The organism is Candidatus Nomurabacteria bacterium (assembly GCA_020632395.1).
Lineage (GTDB): Bacteria > Patescibacteriota > Dojkabacteria > SC72 > JAHDCA01 > JACKFQ01.
This window is the reverse complement of record JACKFQ010000001.1, coordinates 216,312-232,392: the sequence shown is the minus strand read 5'-3', so window position 1 is coordinate 232,392 and position 16,081 is coordinate 216,312. Positions and strand designations below refer to the sequence as shown.

Genomic DNA, 16,081 nt, shown 5'->3' with positions numbered 1-16,081 from the left:
GTAAGTTTTAAATTAAGAAGTAATGAACCTAATTTATTTATCAAGGCGATTTGGGAGTACTAATAGATATACCTCAATAAAAAATACGCTAGAAGAGCTCTCGAATGTTGATCGTGGCTATTAATACGCGATTACTGCAATTACATATCACCTAACATTTAGGGAGCTTATTAAAAAAATATAGATTAGAGTTTGATATTCCAGAAAATGGTTATCATATAAATCAAGGATACAAACTTGCTTTTCCGAATCTAGATGAGATGCTCGATGAGGTGTGTTCGCATCAGATCATAAAATTGCTCGTCATTTCCGATATTTCGCTTTATTTCATTGAGGTAATCACTTGGAAGTCTGTCGCTAATCTTCTTGTTTGTATCATTTGAAATAGGTGCTTTGTTTAATATCGTATTTATGTCTTTTATCCCGTTTTTCTTACCCCAAGACGCTGGAACAATATGGTGATCTTCTAATACTGAATACTCTGGAAGATTATTTGTGTAGAAGTCTCTTGCTTCGTTTCTAGCAAACAGACTGAATATTGCGTTATAAATAGCGGTATTCTGTCGATTCTCTCTAACCAGATCAAGATTTTCAATAGTATTAACGGCTCTTTGAACCACATTTGGTGTCATTGAATCGTCTTCTATCCATTTTTTGAGATCTAAGTAGTCTTTCGTCATTGTTGATTCAACACTGCTTGAATAACTGTTGGATAGTACAGAAGCCCAATACCATTGTGTAATTTTCTTATCAAATGCTTGTTGTCTTGTGGAATCTAGCGACTCTTTCTCTTTCAGTAAAACAGCGAGAATAGGCGTCATAGTTGGATATGGAATAAACTTTGGTTGAAGCGATCCAAAATCCCTAGGATTCTCAATTTTTGCTAAAGCCTTTTGAGTATATCGCAAGGCTTCCTCCCAGTATTGTGTAAATTCTTCTGGGCTTGTCATAATTACTCGTTTCTCTTTTGATCCATCTTCTTTTCTAATTGTTCTTTGTGTATTAGGAACTAAGTAGTAAAGATATCTGGGCGAACAGTATCCTTGTAGTCTGATCGACATATACTGAAGAAGGTAGATGTTCATCTTTTCCAGCTCTTTGTGGTTATAGTTCTCAGAAGCAATTCTCCAGTTTTTCTTAAGCTCAATGTCGTGAGGCTTCAACAATGCGTTGAGAAGGTCAAAGATCGTAAGTTTCAATCCAGATGAGTTGATCTTTGTAAATATATCGCATACCTTAGCAACATCTATGTCCTTTGATAGTTCGATATAGCTAATATCATAACTATTTAGCAATGATTGGAAGAACTTCTCAAGTTTTTGTACTTTCTCTTCTTTTTCGGTATCTCCTTGTTTCTCTAGCCAATTCCCATACTGTACAACCCACTTATACCATTCAAAACCCTGACCAAGCAGGTATAGTGGAAATAACCCTTCTTCGAATTGCTTTTCTAAGGGTCCTACAAACTCTTCTGCGGTTCTTTGTCGTGAAGTATTGTCATTTCTGTATTCAATTGATTCATCCCAGTCGTCTTCTAAAATACTGTTAAGTTTAACAAAGAAATAGAAACGAGTTTTTCTTTTTGGAAATGGCTCTGTCGGAGGAAAAAACGCATAATGTAGAGCACTAAGTCTCTGTTGTCCGTCTAAAACAATGTGTTGAGCTGTATACATTAGTTTCTCTTTATTGATCTTGTTAAATCCGTATATAGACTCACAATTCAGTTTGTTGAAGTTTTCGGGAGTTGATCGCCAAAGAAGTAGTGTACCAATGTAATAATCAGCAAATATTGATTGTAACAATGCTTGTATATCCCAAGGTCCCCATTCAAATTCTCTTTGAAAGTCTGGAATTACATAAAATCCAGAATCAATTGCAGTTAGTATTTTACTAAGATTGTCTTTTGACGGAGTCTCTAGGTCTCGCATTGTAATTCCTCGCTAAAATTACTTTTATAAGGATATCAGAAATGGCTGTATTTGAACAGAAATACTACTGACTCTAAACGGGACTAGCACTCCTATTTGAGGTTTGCTAAAATAATTAATAACTTTTCAATTTACATTTATGTCTAAAACACAATCACACATAAGAGCCCAGTCTAAGGCTGCAGGTAAAGAGGGAAAACAGGAGGTCTCCTTATCTCGAAATAGACGACTAGATGCTGTTACAAAGTCTGGATCTCGAGCAACAGAAATTGAGAGAAGTGGAAATCCAAAACTTCTTGAGAAAGCGGCTCAGAGATTAGGAGATAGACGCTCAAGTCAGAAGGTCTTGCAAGTTCCTCAGTCGGATATGGGATTAGCAGCCGCAGCCATGCGTAAAAAAGAAGTTCACGGAACAGTTAAAAATATGTCGGGCTCAAAGAGAAGATCTGTATAAAGTTGGAGTCCTCTCTTCCTTCTAAGTGTTAGAGCTTATAATCGAGCTTTACATAAGGCTTGGACTTATTTTCAGCTATGATCAAATTCATCTCTTCCTGAACCTTTTTAACTTGCTGGAATAGCGGTATTAGTATCTCTTCAACAAATTGGAGAAGTTTGAAATCTTCCACCCCAACTTGGATTTTCCTATAGAGCAATCGCTCATATACTATCTAAATCCTTAGGAAATTAGATCAGTAAATTCATTAATCTCAACCCAATTAATGAGTTTTGTATTAGAAATCTTATCATTCTCACCATTGTAAACGATATGACTTAAACTCTTTTCTTGGTGTAAACTATCCCATACCTTTATCCCCTTGAGGTAGTCGCTGTTAAATGAGCTCCCAGCTTTTATCTCAATTGGATATAATATATCTGCATTTTTGATCAATAAATCTATTTCGTTTTTTTCACTATCTCTCCAAAAATATAGTTTTGAACTAGAGCGTGTATTGAAAAGCTGTTTTTTGAAATCTGTAACTATTAAGTTCTCATAAATTGCACCAATAGCTGAATGAGTGCTTAACTCTTTCACACTATCAATCCCCAATAAATAGCAAAGTAACCCAGTATCATAAAAGTAAACCTTTGGAGACTTAATAATCCTTTTTCCAAAGTTCTTATAGTATGGTTGCAATCGGAATGCAATATATGTTGCTTCTAAAAGTGAAATCCATGACTCAATAGTTTTGTATGTAACCCCTACATCACTTGCAAGGCTTGATAGATTTAATAGTTGCCCTGTCCTTCCGGCTAATAGTTGAAGGAATCTTTGGAAGTTTGTTAGGTCACCAATATTTTTGACTTGCCTTACGTCACGCTCAATATATGTTGTCACATAATCTGGATATAAATCACTTGGCTGAAGATTCTGAGAATAAATACGAGGATAAAATCCAAAAAGAATTTGTTCAAGATAATTCTCTTTAAGGTAATTTGAGTTTATTAATTCATTTATACTTAATGGTAGTAATTGAAAGATGGATGTCCTTCCAGCAAGACTCTGGGATATTTTCTCTGAGAGAAGTAGGTTTTCAGATCCTGTTAGAATAAAACGAGCAGGCATGAAGTCTTCATCAATTTTTATCTGAATATATGATAATAAACCAGGATATTTTTGTACCTCATCAAGGATAATACCCGATTCATGGTTATCTAGAAATTGTTTTGGATCTTGTGATATTCTATCTCGTAGTCGAATGTCTTCCAAATTATAGTACTTATGGTCTGGAAATAATTCCTTAGCAATTGTTGTTTTACCGGACTGTCTTGGCCCTACTATTGTAATCACACCAATCTTTTTAGAAGCTTTTTTTATTTGACTTTCGATGTCTCTTTTTATATTCATGTTTTGATTATACACTACTAGTCCACAATATAGTAGTGCGAATCCTAATTTACAGGAATTGCTCTTCTAATCTAATCCCTCAAACCTCATCGTTGGATTAGACAACCAATTCCAAGTGGTTTTAAAATCATCGATATACTTGAAGATTTGTTCAATTACGGTTTTACTACCTACCCCAAGTCTCGAATTATCCTCTCTTGGTAGTATTTATCCGTATAGAGGGTGTTTAGACACTATCCCACAAAATCCAAATTTATTGAGTCGACGCGAATACCCCAAGTCTTTTAAGAATGGGGATGAAGCGAACTGATCCACAACAAGGCGTAGCATTGTTGTGGGCGTCTGAGCGAAGTGTCATAATTAGGATGTGAAGAAATATTGGAGCGGAGCTCACACAAAACACAGACTTCGGTATCATGTAGTCTGGATACCCAAAAGGAGAAAGAACATCCTTCGTAAGGATATATCAACACGCATAACAGAGATATTGTATGAAGGTTGTAAACTAAATAAATGGTGGATAGAGGAATTAGCAATCAAGACTGATCATGTTCATATGTTAATCCAAATTAAACCACGAGAGAGTTTATCATCGGTAATGCATAAGATTAAAGGTGTGAGTAGTCGATTATTAAAACAAGAGTATCCAGACCTAGATGAGTTTCTATGGGGGGATAGCTTTTGGTGTGACGGCTATTTTGCAGTAACAGTAGGTGAGATAGAAGAGGGGGTGGTAAAAAGGTACATTTCTTCACAATCCTAAAATGACACCCCTAGCCGGAATCCCCGGCATTCATGCCGAGGGAGTCGGCTCAATTAACGTCATCCCTCTCAACGCGTTTCCAGCGGAAGACCCCTCAACAATTACACCTCCAAAGTTATGCCTCTACCCAAATACTCTACCTGGTTATCTCATATGTATCATTGTTAAGAAACATTCAATAAAATATAATTCCCTATATATTGCTGACTTATTTCACTTTATGAGCAATCTACAAAGAAATATCCTTACTTATAAGATCGATTCTGTGTTCAATTGGTTCTTTCTTCCAATTGGGACATACGTTCTTATCTGGAATACCGATCTTAAGCTTGATTTCGCCCAAATAAACAGTGCAATTGCTGCAGGGTTGCTCTTGAGTGTTATCTTGGAGCTTCCATCAGGTGCATTAGCGGATATTATTGGCAGGAAAAGAACAGTTGTTATTGGGCGTATAGCACTCTTTTGTGCTTATCTGTTTTTCTATATACAACATAATTTCCTTGGAGTAATAGTATTCCAGTTACTCTATTATGTAGACAACTCATTTACTTCTGGAGCTCAATCGGCTTTGTTATATGATTCGCTAAAAGAAGAGGGGTTAGAGAAAAAGCTTTATAAAAAAATAGAAGCTGATACATTTTTGTTTTGTACATTGGGGATGGCAATAGCGAGTATATCAAGTGGATATCTATACAAAATAGATCCGTTTTTACCTTTTGGAGTGATGATTCCCATAACATTTATCGGTCTTCTGGCGAGCCTTTTCTATATTGAACCGAAAATTGATTCGGAGAAATACCACATTAAAGATTATCTGAAGCAAAATATCGATGGAGTACGGCACATTTTCAGAAATAGTAAGGTCCGTTGGGTTTCGTTGTTCTCCATTATCACTATGATCATTACTTATGTTTCGGTGTGGTATCTATATGAGCCTCGGATCACTAAACCTTTTGACGACCCCACTCTGATCGCATGGTTGATAGGTGGAACATATCTGATGCGGGCAATAGGTACTCGATTTGTTGATAGGTTTGAAAGGATCTTCAGGTCAAAGTATTCTTCGATCGCTTTAATCCTCAGTATGAGCGTTGGTTCGTTATTCTCATTTGTCAGAGGTGGGTTTGGTGCTGTTTCCTCAGTATATTTACGGAAGTTTGTGGATGGCTATCGGTTGCCGATAATTAATAACATGCAGAATGAGCATATAGAATCAAAGTATCGAGCAACATCTCTTTCTGCAGTAAGTCTTCTCGTGAATTTGGTACTTGTTCCGCTAGGTCTTCTAGTAGGAAATTCGATAGATAAATTAGGAGTTGAGAATACTCTTGGCTTGGTTGGGATTTTTGGTTTGTTAATCGGTGTTCCTGTTAGTATAAATATGTCTAGAGTTTTACAAGAGGATTCTTGATGATCCAAATTATGACATCAGCATTGTTGATCTGTAAATTACACCCAGTTTTGGGAAATATTTAGAATTAGAAGATTATTGGAAAAATATTCAACGTATCAAATCACAGGATAATTGTTTGTACTTCGTGCAAAGTTCTAGCAAAGCGACATCCTTGAAGAAGTATCTTGGAGAGTGTATTTGGATGGCCATCTCTCTTTATCCCCTGTCATTCTTTGCTGTTGTGTAATGGGGTCACCACTTTTCAGGATGAATCCTGAAAATGCTTCATCCACAACCTTGTATGTGAATTGTTCTCTGTAAGCTTAACAATTACAATTGATATTAGGTATTTTCTTGTTTTTTCTCCGAATATAACTGATTAAATAATTCGCGGAGTGCATCAATTATAGGCCTGTGCTGGTCTACTAATCTTAGGAATTGAGGGTCATTAAGAATATCCGACTGGTTTAATGCATCAGGATGAAGTGCAGCAGTTAGTGTTCTAAAACGTTGCTTCATCTTCGATACTTGTGCTAATGTCATTTCTGATAGACCTCCCTCAGAAATCTGGAGTCCCAATGCAGGTGCTGCTTTTGCAATCTCGCTGAGTGTGATGGACATTCGTTCAAGAAGTTTTCTCGACAATCCATCTTGTCCCAAGTCTCTCAATCTTATAATAGGTGCGTAATTTAAAGCATTTACCCAGTTTTCATTCACTGCATTATTGAGTTGTTGGATTATGCTAGTGACAGCTTCATTATCAACTTCACCTTCCTGATCTATTGTCTCGGGTATAAGGCTTACAGTATCTAGTTCCGATAAAACAGTTGCTAATTCAACTATACCTTCAGGTTTTGTAAGGAGATCATTTGCACCCTGAAAAATTTGCAATGCTGTACTTAATTCAACTGAGCTAGTAGGTCGTGCTGTATCGACACCGGTTGGATTTTCAGCAGATCTACCTCCCTCGATAAAAGTAGTCCACTTTCTTAAAGCATTCAGAGCAGCCTCTACACGTTGTAGTCGTTCCAGATCTTTTGGATCAGTTGAATTTTTAAACTCATGAGAAAGCTTAAGGAGTTCTGCTCCTAGAGTTTGATCTGGAGCTAATTGTAGGTTTTCGTAATTGTACGTGCTCGGATTGGCTCCGCGATCTTGAATGACTTCAAGAACTTTGGGCTTAAGATAGCGCCATAACACCTGCATAAGCCCATGGGTAGACTCATTGAGCATGTAATTTTTCTTATCTGTTGGGTCTGTAATATATTCTGGTGGTGGAGTGATTAGATTGTGTTCAAAAAAGTGATCAATCATCCTTCCTTCTGATAGTGCAACCATCAGGGCGTAAATGATATCACTATACCATTCAACACCGCTTATAAAACCATCCTCAGGTCCCTCTGGATAAAAATATCTTATTTGATCCCATTTGTCAGAGACTTGCGTGCTGCCTGTGAGTCTAGACTGTAAACGCGTTATTTTAGGTTGTTGTACTCCAGCAACTATTGTACGACCAACCATTATATCTGATGGTTTTAATCCTTTCCTTCTTGCTCCTTGTATAATATCTTCTGCTCTGAGTTGTCTATCGTGATAGCGTTGTTCATCCTCACTTATACCATCAGCATTCCAAACACTATTTCCACATTCTATGAGTGTTGCACAAATACGGCGATATCTTTCAGATAATATGCCTAATATGGGGTCGTTCTCATGGAGTATGTGAAGAATTTGCCAGCTCATGCCACCATCAATATTGACATTTAGTCCTTGTAAAAGTGCGGTAATCGTAGGTTCATTTCGAAGATTATTGATGACTTGAGCTTCAGTAGGGACCATGTTCATTACCTCCTCGTAACTGTCAGAGTAAGCGGCTTGTTCTAATCTATTTGCAAGGTCTGGGTCTTGAAAAGATGCGGTACCATCTGCACCAATTACTATAAAATAATCGAAAGGCTTCATGTTTTCTGGCGATGTATGCTTATCAAGCTTCTGTTGAATATCGGGAGGTAATGTTTTGCGAATACGTACTGGTCTTGTATCTACTCTAAATTCTGGATTTGTGATGACGTCGGACATTGATAGATGATTTGAAATGTTAATAATTCATTATATGACAAAATTTGAGAATTTGGTAGAAATTTTCACTCCGATCGTCTGAATGTTGTGATGTCTGATTGTGGTTCTATTCTAAACGCTTCATCAACAAATGCATTACACATTAACTGCTCTTGTACAGTAGACTTGGAGTTATCTATGGTTGTGAAAATAAATATATCCATCAACTTGGCTTAGAAGATTGCTGCAAATGCTCAGAATTGTTTTACCAGCATTAGGTAGAGCATAAATATCATTTGTATACTCGGTGATAATATGCATTTCTCAATGGAAATACAGAACCCTTAATGTTTGAGATAAGTCTAAATATGAAGCGGAATTATCAACTTATAGTATATACATAGAAAATTTAGAACTTCGCAAAAGAAATACATAAAACATATATTTCTCAGAGTAAAAAATCTGTAGTACTAAACCCCTCTGTGATAACTGATCGTTCTACTAGCCCGAGTTTCAAAAATTAGATATATTGAAATGTAGGGAAATAATAAACTATAACGAACATTCATTATGCCAATAAATCTAAAAAATACGAGTCCCCTACTACTTCTTGCATGGATCATGGCACTTTTCGCTACTCTTGCTAGTATCTACTTTATCGAGATCGTAGGAAATACAGCTGCACCACTATGCTGGTTTGAGAGAATGTTGATATTTTCGGTACTTTTGACATTATCTGTAGGGATAGTTCGGAATGATAGAAATGTAAGATACTATGCGCTACCCGCTGTGATCCTCGGTTCATTATCAGCATCATATCAACAGCTTGTTCATTGGGGCATTTTCAGCTCTGGTTCAGGAACCTGCTCAACGAGTTTTGTTTGTTCAACGAAATTTTTCGAGGTATTCGGATTTGTGACGCAAGCTACACTGTGCCTAACAGCATTTATTGTCGTAGCGGTCTGTTTGTTCAGGTTGAGGGAGAGGTCAGCCTGATGGAGTGGATATTTAGATACTAGAATTTTTCAATGACACTAAACACTATCGCTACTGATGCTAGATCTGAGTTGGTTGAAAGGCCTACGGCTCTTTCCAGGCTTATTGAATTAGGAATAGAAAAAGAGCTAGACATTCCTGATGCTGCAGTAGTAGAAAGACCAGACGGTCGATACGTGTCCTTGAGAGAGATAGTTGGGATGATGCTATCTGCAGAAGGGGGCAGACATAAGGATGTCGTAAGGAGTGCAAAGGAAACCCTAAGAATGACTCATGGACTCTCAGAGACCGCTGCCAGAGGGACCGTTAATTTGAGTCTAGCTATTCTTGTTGATTTAGATCTGTTGGGAGAATGTCAGCCTATCGGTTTGGATCAGGCGAGGATGAAGCGGAAGGAGATGATCCTAGAGGATATCGAGCTATTACAGAAGTTGGATGAGATCGCTGGATCGGATAGCTTCGAGGCGGTCAGACCAGTTCTCTCTTCTATAAATGTCTCCATCAGCAGAGGGGATACTTCAGCAAATCATCTTGGTCTGCTTGAGTTCATATCTCTGGCGTATGGTTGGAGAACCCCTAAGTTCTCATCTCAGAAACTAGGAGAGATGATCAACAGGGATCCACGTAGGGTAGCTGCATTGGCCAAAGCCTCTCTATGGCTAATGGATGATATATTGGGCACGGATCTTATCTCCAATGAGAACAGATCAGGTGAGGCAGGACGTTTCCATCCTGCGTTGTCATCTGAGTTCGACAGGACCTCTCAGGCGTATTTCTATCTGATAGACCATGAGTACGAGCTATTGGAGGTGGAGAAAAAGGTGTTAGGCATGGCGATATTCGGATTGAGAGAGGATGAGATCCATAAGGAGCTTGAGCAGATGCAAAGAGATGCTCCTCCAGGACTACTTGTAGCTACACCAGGATCGGCGAGACGATTCCTTAGTATGGTATATGGTAAGAACATTCCAACCAACCCATTCATGAGGGTAAGAGCAGCTAAGATCGCAGATGATCTGTTAGAAAAAACCTCAGACCTCACTGCGATAGAACGTGAGATCCTCCAGTACGTCCGTGCCGGTGCCAGCTTGAAGGAGATCGCTAGGAAACTAAGTCCCCCGGGTACTACATACACAGTAGCCCAGATCCAGGAGGTTACTAAGAAATTGGGGATAGATTACCTTCCAGTGAATTATAACGACAGAGAACAGGTCGCGAGAGAGAGAAGAGAGTTATTCGATGAGATGAGAGGTCTTCAGGTTGTGTATCCACAAAGAGAGCAAGATATACAGATCCTAAGTCAACTAGCAAGTAACCCCCACATAACCTATGAGATGGTAGCTGATCTTATGGGTTTATCTTACGCTCAAGTTAAATATGCAGTCTCTAGATCCAAAGCTATCGTTTTGAGCCAGAAGTATCGAGGGAGAAGTAGGCACGTAGGGTGAGGCATTATTATCTATATTATCGCTATGATAAGATGGTGCTAAGATCCTCTGGCATCGCTTGAGCAGTAATATGCCATTTGATAATTTATTTGATCAGTAGAATACTTGTAATGTTTCATACAGGTAACCAGGAACCTTTTGTACCACAAACGCCCGTGGGCGATGCCCCAAAAACTGTTGTGGCTACAGATACCCAATAAAATCAGGAAACTGATACAGAGACCGCAGAATTACACTACAAAACGAGAAAAATCCCGCCTAATCACTTTATCGGAACATTGATCGATGAAGAAGCTACAGCTTTAGCAGTTGACCCTAGAGCACGATTTATTCAATGGATGGGTTTGCTTGGTTTCTTCAACAGATCGTACGCAGGAAACAAGCCACCATATGACGAGATGAGAGAGGAATATGCTAGGCGTGGCGAAACAGAACGTATTGCATGTTTGGATTTCTTACGTACATATGGATGTGAGCATCAGATATTTGCATCTAACCAAAACATGGGTGACGGTGTGTATGCACCAAATATCCCTTCCTAATGAACTCAAAGAGGATATGCAATTGGTCCAGTATGCGAGGGCGATACAGGCTTGGAGAGCCGTTGAAGCTATCAAGGAGGGAAATGATCGTGGACCTTTTCTCACATATCTAAAAGGACGGCTAGCTGATATCGAATATGTAGAGAAAGCAAGGGGATCAGTTATTGATGAGGTTAGAAGGATTCTTGGAGAGGAAGATGGACAGATGGTCATACCTAGCATTTATCGCAACAATGTTAGCGGGGATAATACAGATCTGAAAATGAGAGGTATGTCAGATATGGAAATAGGCGATCATCTGTTACAGGAGTTGATGCGTGTGAATGTTGAAAGATCTGAGAACAAGTATATTTCTGGTAGCAGTTGGTTGGAGAATCTACTGGTCATTAGGCAACGTATGATGGAGTTCAAGGTACAAGTAGAGAATTTGCTCAAACGATATGGAGGGCTTGAAAACGCTGTTGAAGAGGAAGTATTTCTTTAGCGTGAAAGGTGTACGTTCATATTATTCAGATATGGATATGTTATATGTTGCTCTCAATAAACTGTTGCCAGTTAGCTTCTTTTGATGTAAGGAATACCTTCTGAGACTTGATCAAGTACTGGACTACAACTGTACTTATTGAAGAGTACTTCTGTTCAGTATCATTTTCGAGGATGCGAATATAATATGCAGCCGCTTGATTTGGATCATACTGTCTCAGATTCTTGTAGGACAGTTTTGGATTCCTAATGAAGCTGAACTTTAACTCTACTTTATTAGACTATATGTCTTGCAAAATAATGTACTCATTATTGGTCTGTATATGAATCTTTAAACACCACACTATATATCTATAAGGATGTAGTTTCTGTTTGGAATCCTGTATTAGCTCAGCAGTAAAACAAAATATCCGCAACTCAGAAAACCCAAGAAATAAATTCTAATACTGTATCAACTTTTTTAGGAGTGGAAATGTTTTATATGGTTGATCCAATTTGATCGAACCAAAATGTCCCTGATCGTGCATTATGATTTGTGTCCCTCCTAATTTTTGAAAGATCTCACGTCCTTTGTTTTGATCTGCACCTATTTCGTCAGTATCCGAGTTGATGATATACAGCTCCCTAATATTTCTACGGATCTTATCCCAATTATAATCATCTTTTAATACTGGATGTGTATTCTCTTCTCTAAGTGGGGAGATAAACCCAGCTACAAGTATTACTTTATCAACGAAATGATTGAGAGATTCAACCACCTCCAATATAGCTGCGCATGATGATGATACTCCGATCAATATTGAATCTTCCTGAAAATCGAATGTCCTCTTGATGAATGGAACCCAAATCTCTCTATCTGCAGATCTGTATTCTGGAAGAAGTGGTACTGAGGTTTGATACCCGAGCTTTTCCAATTCATTCCGAATATACGGATACCAAAACATCTCTGGTGTACAATTTCTCCCATGAAGTACCAACGCGTTTTTCATATAAAAAAGCAATAACAACTGATGTTGAGTAGAGTATAGTAAAATAACTGTTGGTTTACTAATAGGCTGTAGCACATAGTATCATGAAAACGAGTTATTTCCATGTTTCCGATTTGCATTAGCTTCATGAGAGATCTTGTTTCACTATGCATCCAACTGCAAACAAACATAACGTTTATGATATATTGAACATATTTATTTATCACTTAACTAATGAAAAACGTAATACTATTCGATCTTGATGATACTCTGATCGATACCCATGCTGTATTTAGAAAGTACATAGATGCTCTGAAAATATTTTTGGCTAAGGAAACACAGAGAGAATTTGATGAAATAACAAAAGTATTTATCACCATTCACAATGAGAAATTCGATGAATTTCATGTTGATTTTGATAGATTGTGGCCTTCTATTAGTAAGAAATTAATTGAAGAATTAGGTCTTAATGACCATCTCTCCGTTGAGATCCAAAGTTATTTAGACAGTATCCTACATGAGGTGCCAAAGCTAAAAGATGGAGTTGTAGAAACCCTTGAAGAATTGCGGATCAGAGAATATTCACTAGGATTAGTCACTCACGCTCTTAAAGATTGGACCGATTTTAAACTGGATTCGTTAGCACTCAGAAACTACTTTACTCACATCGAAATTGCAGATGCGAGTGGAGTTAAAAGTAGTAGTTGCTGGTTACATGCACTATCACAATTTAATATCAAACCAGAGGATGGGATCGTCGTAGGAGATAACATTAACGGTGATATAATTGCTGCTCATAGTATAGGTGTAAGACGTCTGTTTTGGGTAGATCAGAAAAATGGTTGGAGTGTATATAGAACTGGAGAACTCCCAGAGTCTACTATAACCCTGAGAGAAATATCAGAGCTGATTGATTACCTTGAGTAGTTATGAGATAGTATCTGCTAGATCTGACAGATCAGACCTGCTTCTTTTGAAGTCTACTCATTAATGTCCCATACTTTATTTAATGCACTGGATCGTGAAATCGATACGTTCTCGATCGAGCTAGAGTCATAGAAAGCATAACTACTATCCATTAGATCCATACGTAGTTCTTTTGCCACAATGATACTTGCGCCAGCGTTATCATATCCCTCATACGTTATAGACGACTCGTAGCTTGAATTAAGACCATCATACCCAACAACAAGCTCACTACTATCATAACCTTTTGCTGTGACACTGGCATAATCCCCTGCAAGATGTAAATCACTGCTTCCAATTAGATCAACATTTAGGTTTCCTACTGAGATCGCAAGGAAGTTCAATGGAGTGATGGATCTACTATTGATCAATAGATCTAGGTCCTGGTAGTTTTGCGCTATCACTTCTAATGGTTGAGGTGTCGTAGAAAATAACGGATTAATAGGTTTAAGTACATATTTGATAGTTACTCTTACTTCGTCTGAAGTGAAAATGTAAAGTTCAATATTTCCTGAAAAGCAATTCACTCTACATCTTTTTCGGATATCTATCATGTTGAGGTTGAAGTTAAGATTCTCACCATCTATAAATAGGATATTTTCTTCTTCTCCGTTGAACAAGGGTGGAGATGTAAAGTATGCTCCGCGTTTATCCATTGAATGTATCAAATAGATCGAAGGAATATCAGAAGAACGATCTACCCTGATCTGTAGATTCACCTCTGAAATAGTGTCATCGATAGATACATCAGTTAGACCGAAGTAATTGCTCTCTGTAGCATCTTTTATCAATTGCGTGTAAACGATAGGGATTGTTTTGATCGTTTCTGCCTCGAAAATAAGCAGATAAACTGATGAAACCATAGCTAATAGTAGTATCAGCAGATTTACCCCATTTTGGGGGATGATACTTCTTATGAATTGAATTACTGTAAGGGATACCATAGCTATGAACGAGATCAGATAAATGACCAGTATTCTAGCGTAATGAGAATCATACATGATCTGTGAAGCATAATATCTCAAGTCCTCCTTATTGATCGCGATAATCTTCATGTATAGATACAATGTGAATATTACAAATAGCATTGTTATGATCCTAGAAAAGAGGGTTAGAAGATATGTGTCTTTATTGAGAAAGGAACGTATCAGGAGATATATCTTTAGTAATGGTCTTGTGTTGAGTATATTGGTGATGTTTGTTTCTATTGATCCGACTATCTCTTCAGGCCTCCCTATCTTCTTTAGGATAAGATCCATTTCTTTTGGTGTTAGTTTCTTCAACACCTCATTCTCATAGGTAGAGAACTTATCTATAAGTAATTGTGTAATATCGTGATAAATTGAGTCTCCATCCTCAACTAGAGAAGTATACAAACGTAACTCTTTTAGATAACTTTTAACCACTCTACCAGTGTCTAACTGTAATACAAACCTTTTATCGCCAATCAAAAATGAATGCCTGAAAATGTTACGATCCTTTGACATAATTTGTTTGGATATAACTTATATTCTGAATCATCGAATCCCAAGCCTTTTTATATGCTTTTAGGAATTCATGACCATATTGAGATAAAGTGTAGTACTTTCGAGGGGGCCCATTAGGTGACTCTTCCCATCTGTACTCAACTTTTCCTTCTCGTGTTAATTTGCTCAATAACGGATAAACTGTACCCTCAACGGTTATAAGACTTGCCTCGTTCAAAATGTTGATAATGTCTGAAGCATACACATCTCCTGATGATATGATCAGAAGCACAATATACTCCAGCACCCCTTTTTTAATTTTTGTGTCTATTAGTTGTTCCATACTGTTGCTAGGTATATTGTATTACAATGTAGTGTATATATGCAAGTATGTTCAACTCATCAAACTTGTATCTATGTGAAAAGCCCTATCTAATAGGATCTATGAATTACGAAGATCATGAATTCAACTGTCAAAGTTAACAAGTATTAGGTGTTTTGATGTACTCTGTCTCTCTCAGTCGAAAAGGAGTCCCTTATAGTATCTAAGCTCTGCAATCGAGATACGAATATCATCGAGAGCTCTGTGAGAAACATCAGGTTTTATATACTTCTTATCTGGCTTATAAAAATTCGTTAATTGCTTGAACGAAGATACATCTATAGTCCTATGATGGAAGAAGGAATTTAATGTTCTTGCTTGGGTCAAGAGAAAGGCTCTGTCTGTGGTTACACCATCTCCACACAACGGTGATTTGCCGTCTTCTACATAATTTGAAAGATAGTTGACGGCTTGCTCTTGTACTTGGTCCAAACTCTCGGTTGACCTTAACGACTCTTCAAGAAGACCATTTTGAGTGTGCATCTCAATAACTTTGGTTTCCATCCTGGGGATATACTCCTTATCTACGGTTATGACCTTTTCAAAGCCTTTCTCATCAATGATGTTCAGGTCAAGATCGGTTACTAACAAAGCGATCTCAATGATTCGATCAACCAATGGATCAACTCCAGTCATCTCTAGATCTAACCAGATTAATCTCAGATCATTATCCACTATTTTCTACTTACTAAGATTATCTCATAAGATTCTATTTAATTATCAGAATGATGTAAATAAAAGTAAAAACGAACAGCCAACTTCCTCATAACTGTTCCCTAAGTGTCTGCTGTAAGATTGTGGAAAATTTTATCGAGTAAACTTAAGCTGAGAAAGAATATCAT

16 protein-coding genes are annotated in these 16,081 nt (G+C 37.6%); 8 read left to right on the top strand and 8 right to left on the bottom strand.

The annotated features are described in order from the left end of the window. Nucleotides 1–251: 251 nt before the first annotated feature. Nucleotides 252–1,928: a DUF262 domain-containing protein gene (locus tag H6763_01115; protein ID MCB9803409.1), complete on the bottom strand. Its 1,677-nt coding sequence runs from the start codon at nucleotides 1,926–1,928 to the stop codon at nucleotides 252–254. A gap of 139 nt (nucleotides 1,929–2,067) precedes the next feature. Here H6763_01115 and H6763_01110 point away from each other — a divergent pair, with 139 nt between their 5' ends. Next, complete coding sequence (locus H6763_01110) at nucleotides 2,068–2,382, top strand: hypothetical protein (protein ID MCB9803408.1); 315 nt, start codon at nucleotides 2,068–2,070, stop codon at nucleotides 2,380–2,382. Between the two features lie 222 nt (nucleotides 2,383–2,604). Here H6763_01110 and H6763_01105 read toward each other — a convergent pair whose 3' ends face one another. Then, entirely contained in the window at nucleotides 2,605–3,774 is a 1,170-nt protein-coding gene (locus H6763_01105) for an ATP-binding protein (GenBank protein MCB9803407.1), read from the bottom strand. 367 nt (nucleotides 3,775–4,141) lie between these two features. On the opposite strand from H6763_01105, the gene tnpA reads away from it, so the two are divergent. Together tnpA and H6763_01095 are read left to right on the top strand one after the other, a co-directional pair. Beyond that, nucleotides 4,142–4,537 carry an IS200/IS605 family transposase gene (tnpA, locus tag H6763_01100; GenBank protein MCB9803406.1) on the top strand — a complete coding sequence of 132 codons (396 nt, stop codon included), beginning with the start codon at nucleotides 4,142–4,144 and terminating at the stop codon, nucleotides 4,535–4,537. 220 nt (nucleotides 4,538–4,757) lie between these two features. Continuing rightward, complete coding sequence (locus tag H6763_01095; GenBank protein MCB9803405.1) at nucleotides 4,758–5,948, top strand: MFS transporter; 1,191 nt, start codon at nucleotides 4,758–4,760, stop codon at nucleotides 5,946–5,948. Between the two features lie 324 nt (nucleotides 5,949–6,272). Here H6763_01095 and H6763_01090 read toward each other — a convergent pair whose 3' ends face one another. Both H6763_01090 and H6763_01085 read right to left on the bottom strand, forming a co-directional pair. Beyond that, the gene (locus H6763_01090; GenBank protein MCB9803404.1) at nucleotides 6,273–8,009 is read right to left on the bottom strand and encodes a hypothetical protein; all 1,737 of its coding nucleotides are present in this window, start codon (nucleotides 8,007–8,009) and stop codon (nucleotides 6,273–6,275) included. 65 nt (nucleotides 8,010–8,074) lie between these two features. Then, the gene (locus H6763_01085) at nucleotides 8,075–8,212 is read right to left on the bottom strand and encodes a hypothetical protein (GenBank protein MCB9803403.1); all 138 of its coding nucleotides are present in this window, start codon (nucleotides 8,210–8,212) and stop codon (nucleotides 8,075–8,077) included. A gap of 346 nt (nucleotides 8,213–8,558) precedes the next feature. Between H6763_01085 and H6763_01080 the strand changes: the two genes are divergently transcribed. From H6763_01080 to H6763_01065, 4 genes are all read left to right on the top strand, one after another. After that, nucleotides 8,559–8,984 (top strand): disulfide bond formation protein B, encoded by a 426-nt coding sequence (locus tag H6763_01080; protein MCB9803402.1) that lies wholly within the window; start codon nucleotides 8,559–8,561, stop codon nucleotides 8,982–8,984. Between the two features lie 32 nt (nucleotides 8,985–9,016). Next, complete coding sequence (locus H6763_01075) at nucleotides 9,017–10,432, top strand: hypothetical protein (protein ID MCB9803401.1); 1,416 nt, start codon at nucleotides 9,017–9,019, stop codon at nucleotides 10,430–10,432. A 278-nt stretch (nucleotides 10,433–10,710) separates the two neighbouring features. After that, nucleotides 10,711–10,974 (top strand): hypothetical protein, encoded by a 264-nt coding sequence (locus H6763_01070; protein MCB9803400.1) that lies wholly within the window; start codon nucleotides 10,711–10,713, stop codon nucleotides 10,972–10,974. Continuing rightward, nucleotides 10,952–11,458: a hypothetical protein gene (locus H6763_01065; protein ID MCB9803399.1), complete on the top strand. Its 507-nt coding sequence runs from the start codon at nucleotides 10,952–10,954 to the stop codon at nucleotides 11,456–11,458. The genes H6763_01070 and H6763_01065 overlap by 23 nt, the downstream gene beginning before the upstream one ends. Before the next feature lie 439 nt (nucleotides 11,459–11,897). Here H6763_01065 and H6763_01060 read toward each other — a convergent pair whose 3' ends face one another. Continuing rightward, the gene (locus H6763_01060; GenBank protein MCB9803398.1) at nucleotides 11,898–12,446 is read right to left on the bottom strand and encodes an alpha/beta hydrolase; all 549 of its coding nucleotides are present in this window, start codon (nucleotides 12,444–12,446) and stop codon (nucleotides 11,898–11,900) included. A gap of 213 nt (nucleotides 12,447–12,659) precedes the next feature. On the opposite strand from H6763_01060, the gene H6763_01055 reads away from it, so the two are divergent. Then, complete coding sequence (locus H6763_01055) at nucleotides 12,660–13,352, top strand: HAD-IA family hydrolase (GenBank protein ID MCB9803397.1); 693 nt, start codon at nucleotides 12,660–12,662, stop codon at nucleotides 13,350–13,352. A 53-nt stretch (nucleotides 13,353–13,405) separates the two neighbouring features. Here the strand turns inward: H6763_01055 and H6763_01050 are convergent, their stop codons facing one another. The 3 genes from H6763_01050 to orn form a co-directional block, all read right to left on the bottom strand. Continuing rightward, complete coding sequence (locus H6763_01050) at nucleotides 13,406–14,878, bottom strand: hypothetical protein (protein ID MCB9803396.1); 1,473 nt, start codon at nucleotides 14,876–14,878, stop codon at nucleotides 13,406–13,408. Further along, nucleotides 14,862–15,200: a PadR family transcriptional regulator gene (locus tag H6763_01045; protein MCB9803395.1), complete on the bottom strand. Its 339-nt coding sequence runs from the start codon at nucleotides 15,198–15,200 to the stop codon at nucleotides 14,862–14,864. Before H6763_01045 ends, H6763_01050 begins: the two co-directional genes overlap by 17 nt. Nucleotides 15,201–15,374: 174 nt before the next feature. Next, nucleotides 15,375–15,875: an oligoribonuclease gene (gene orn / locus H6763_01040; GenBank protein ID MCB9803394.1), complete on the bottom strand. Its 501-nt coding sequence runs from the start codon at nucleotides 15,873–15,875 to the stop codon at nucleotides 15,375–15,377. Nucleotides 15,876–16,081 lie beyond the last annotated feature (206 nt).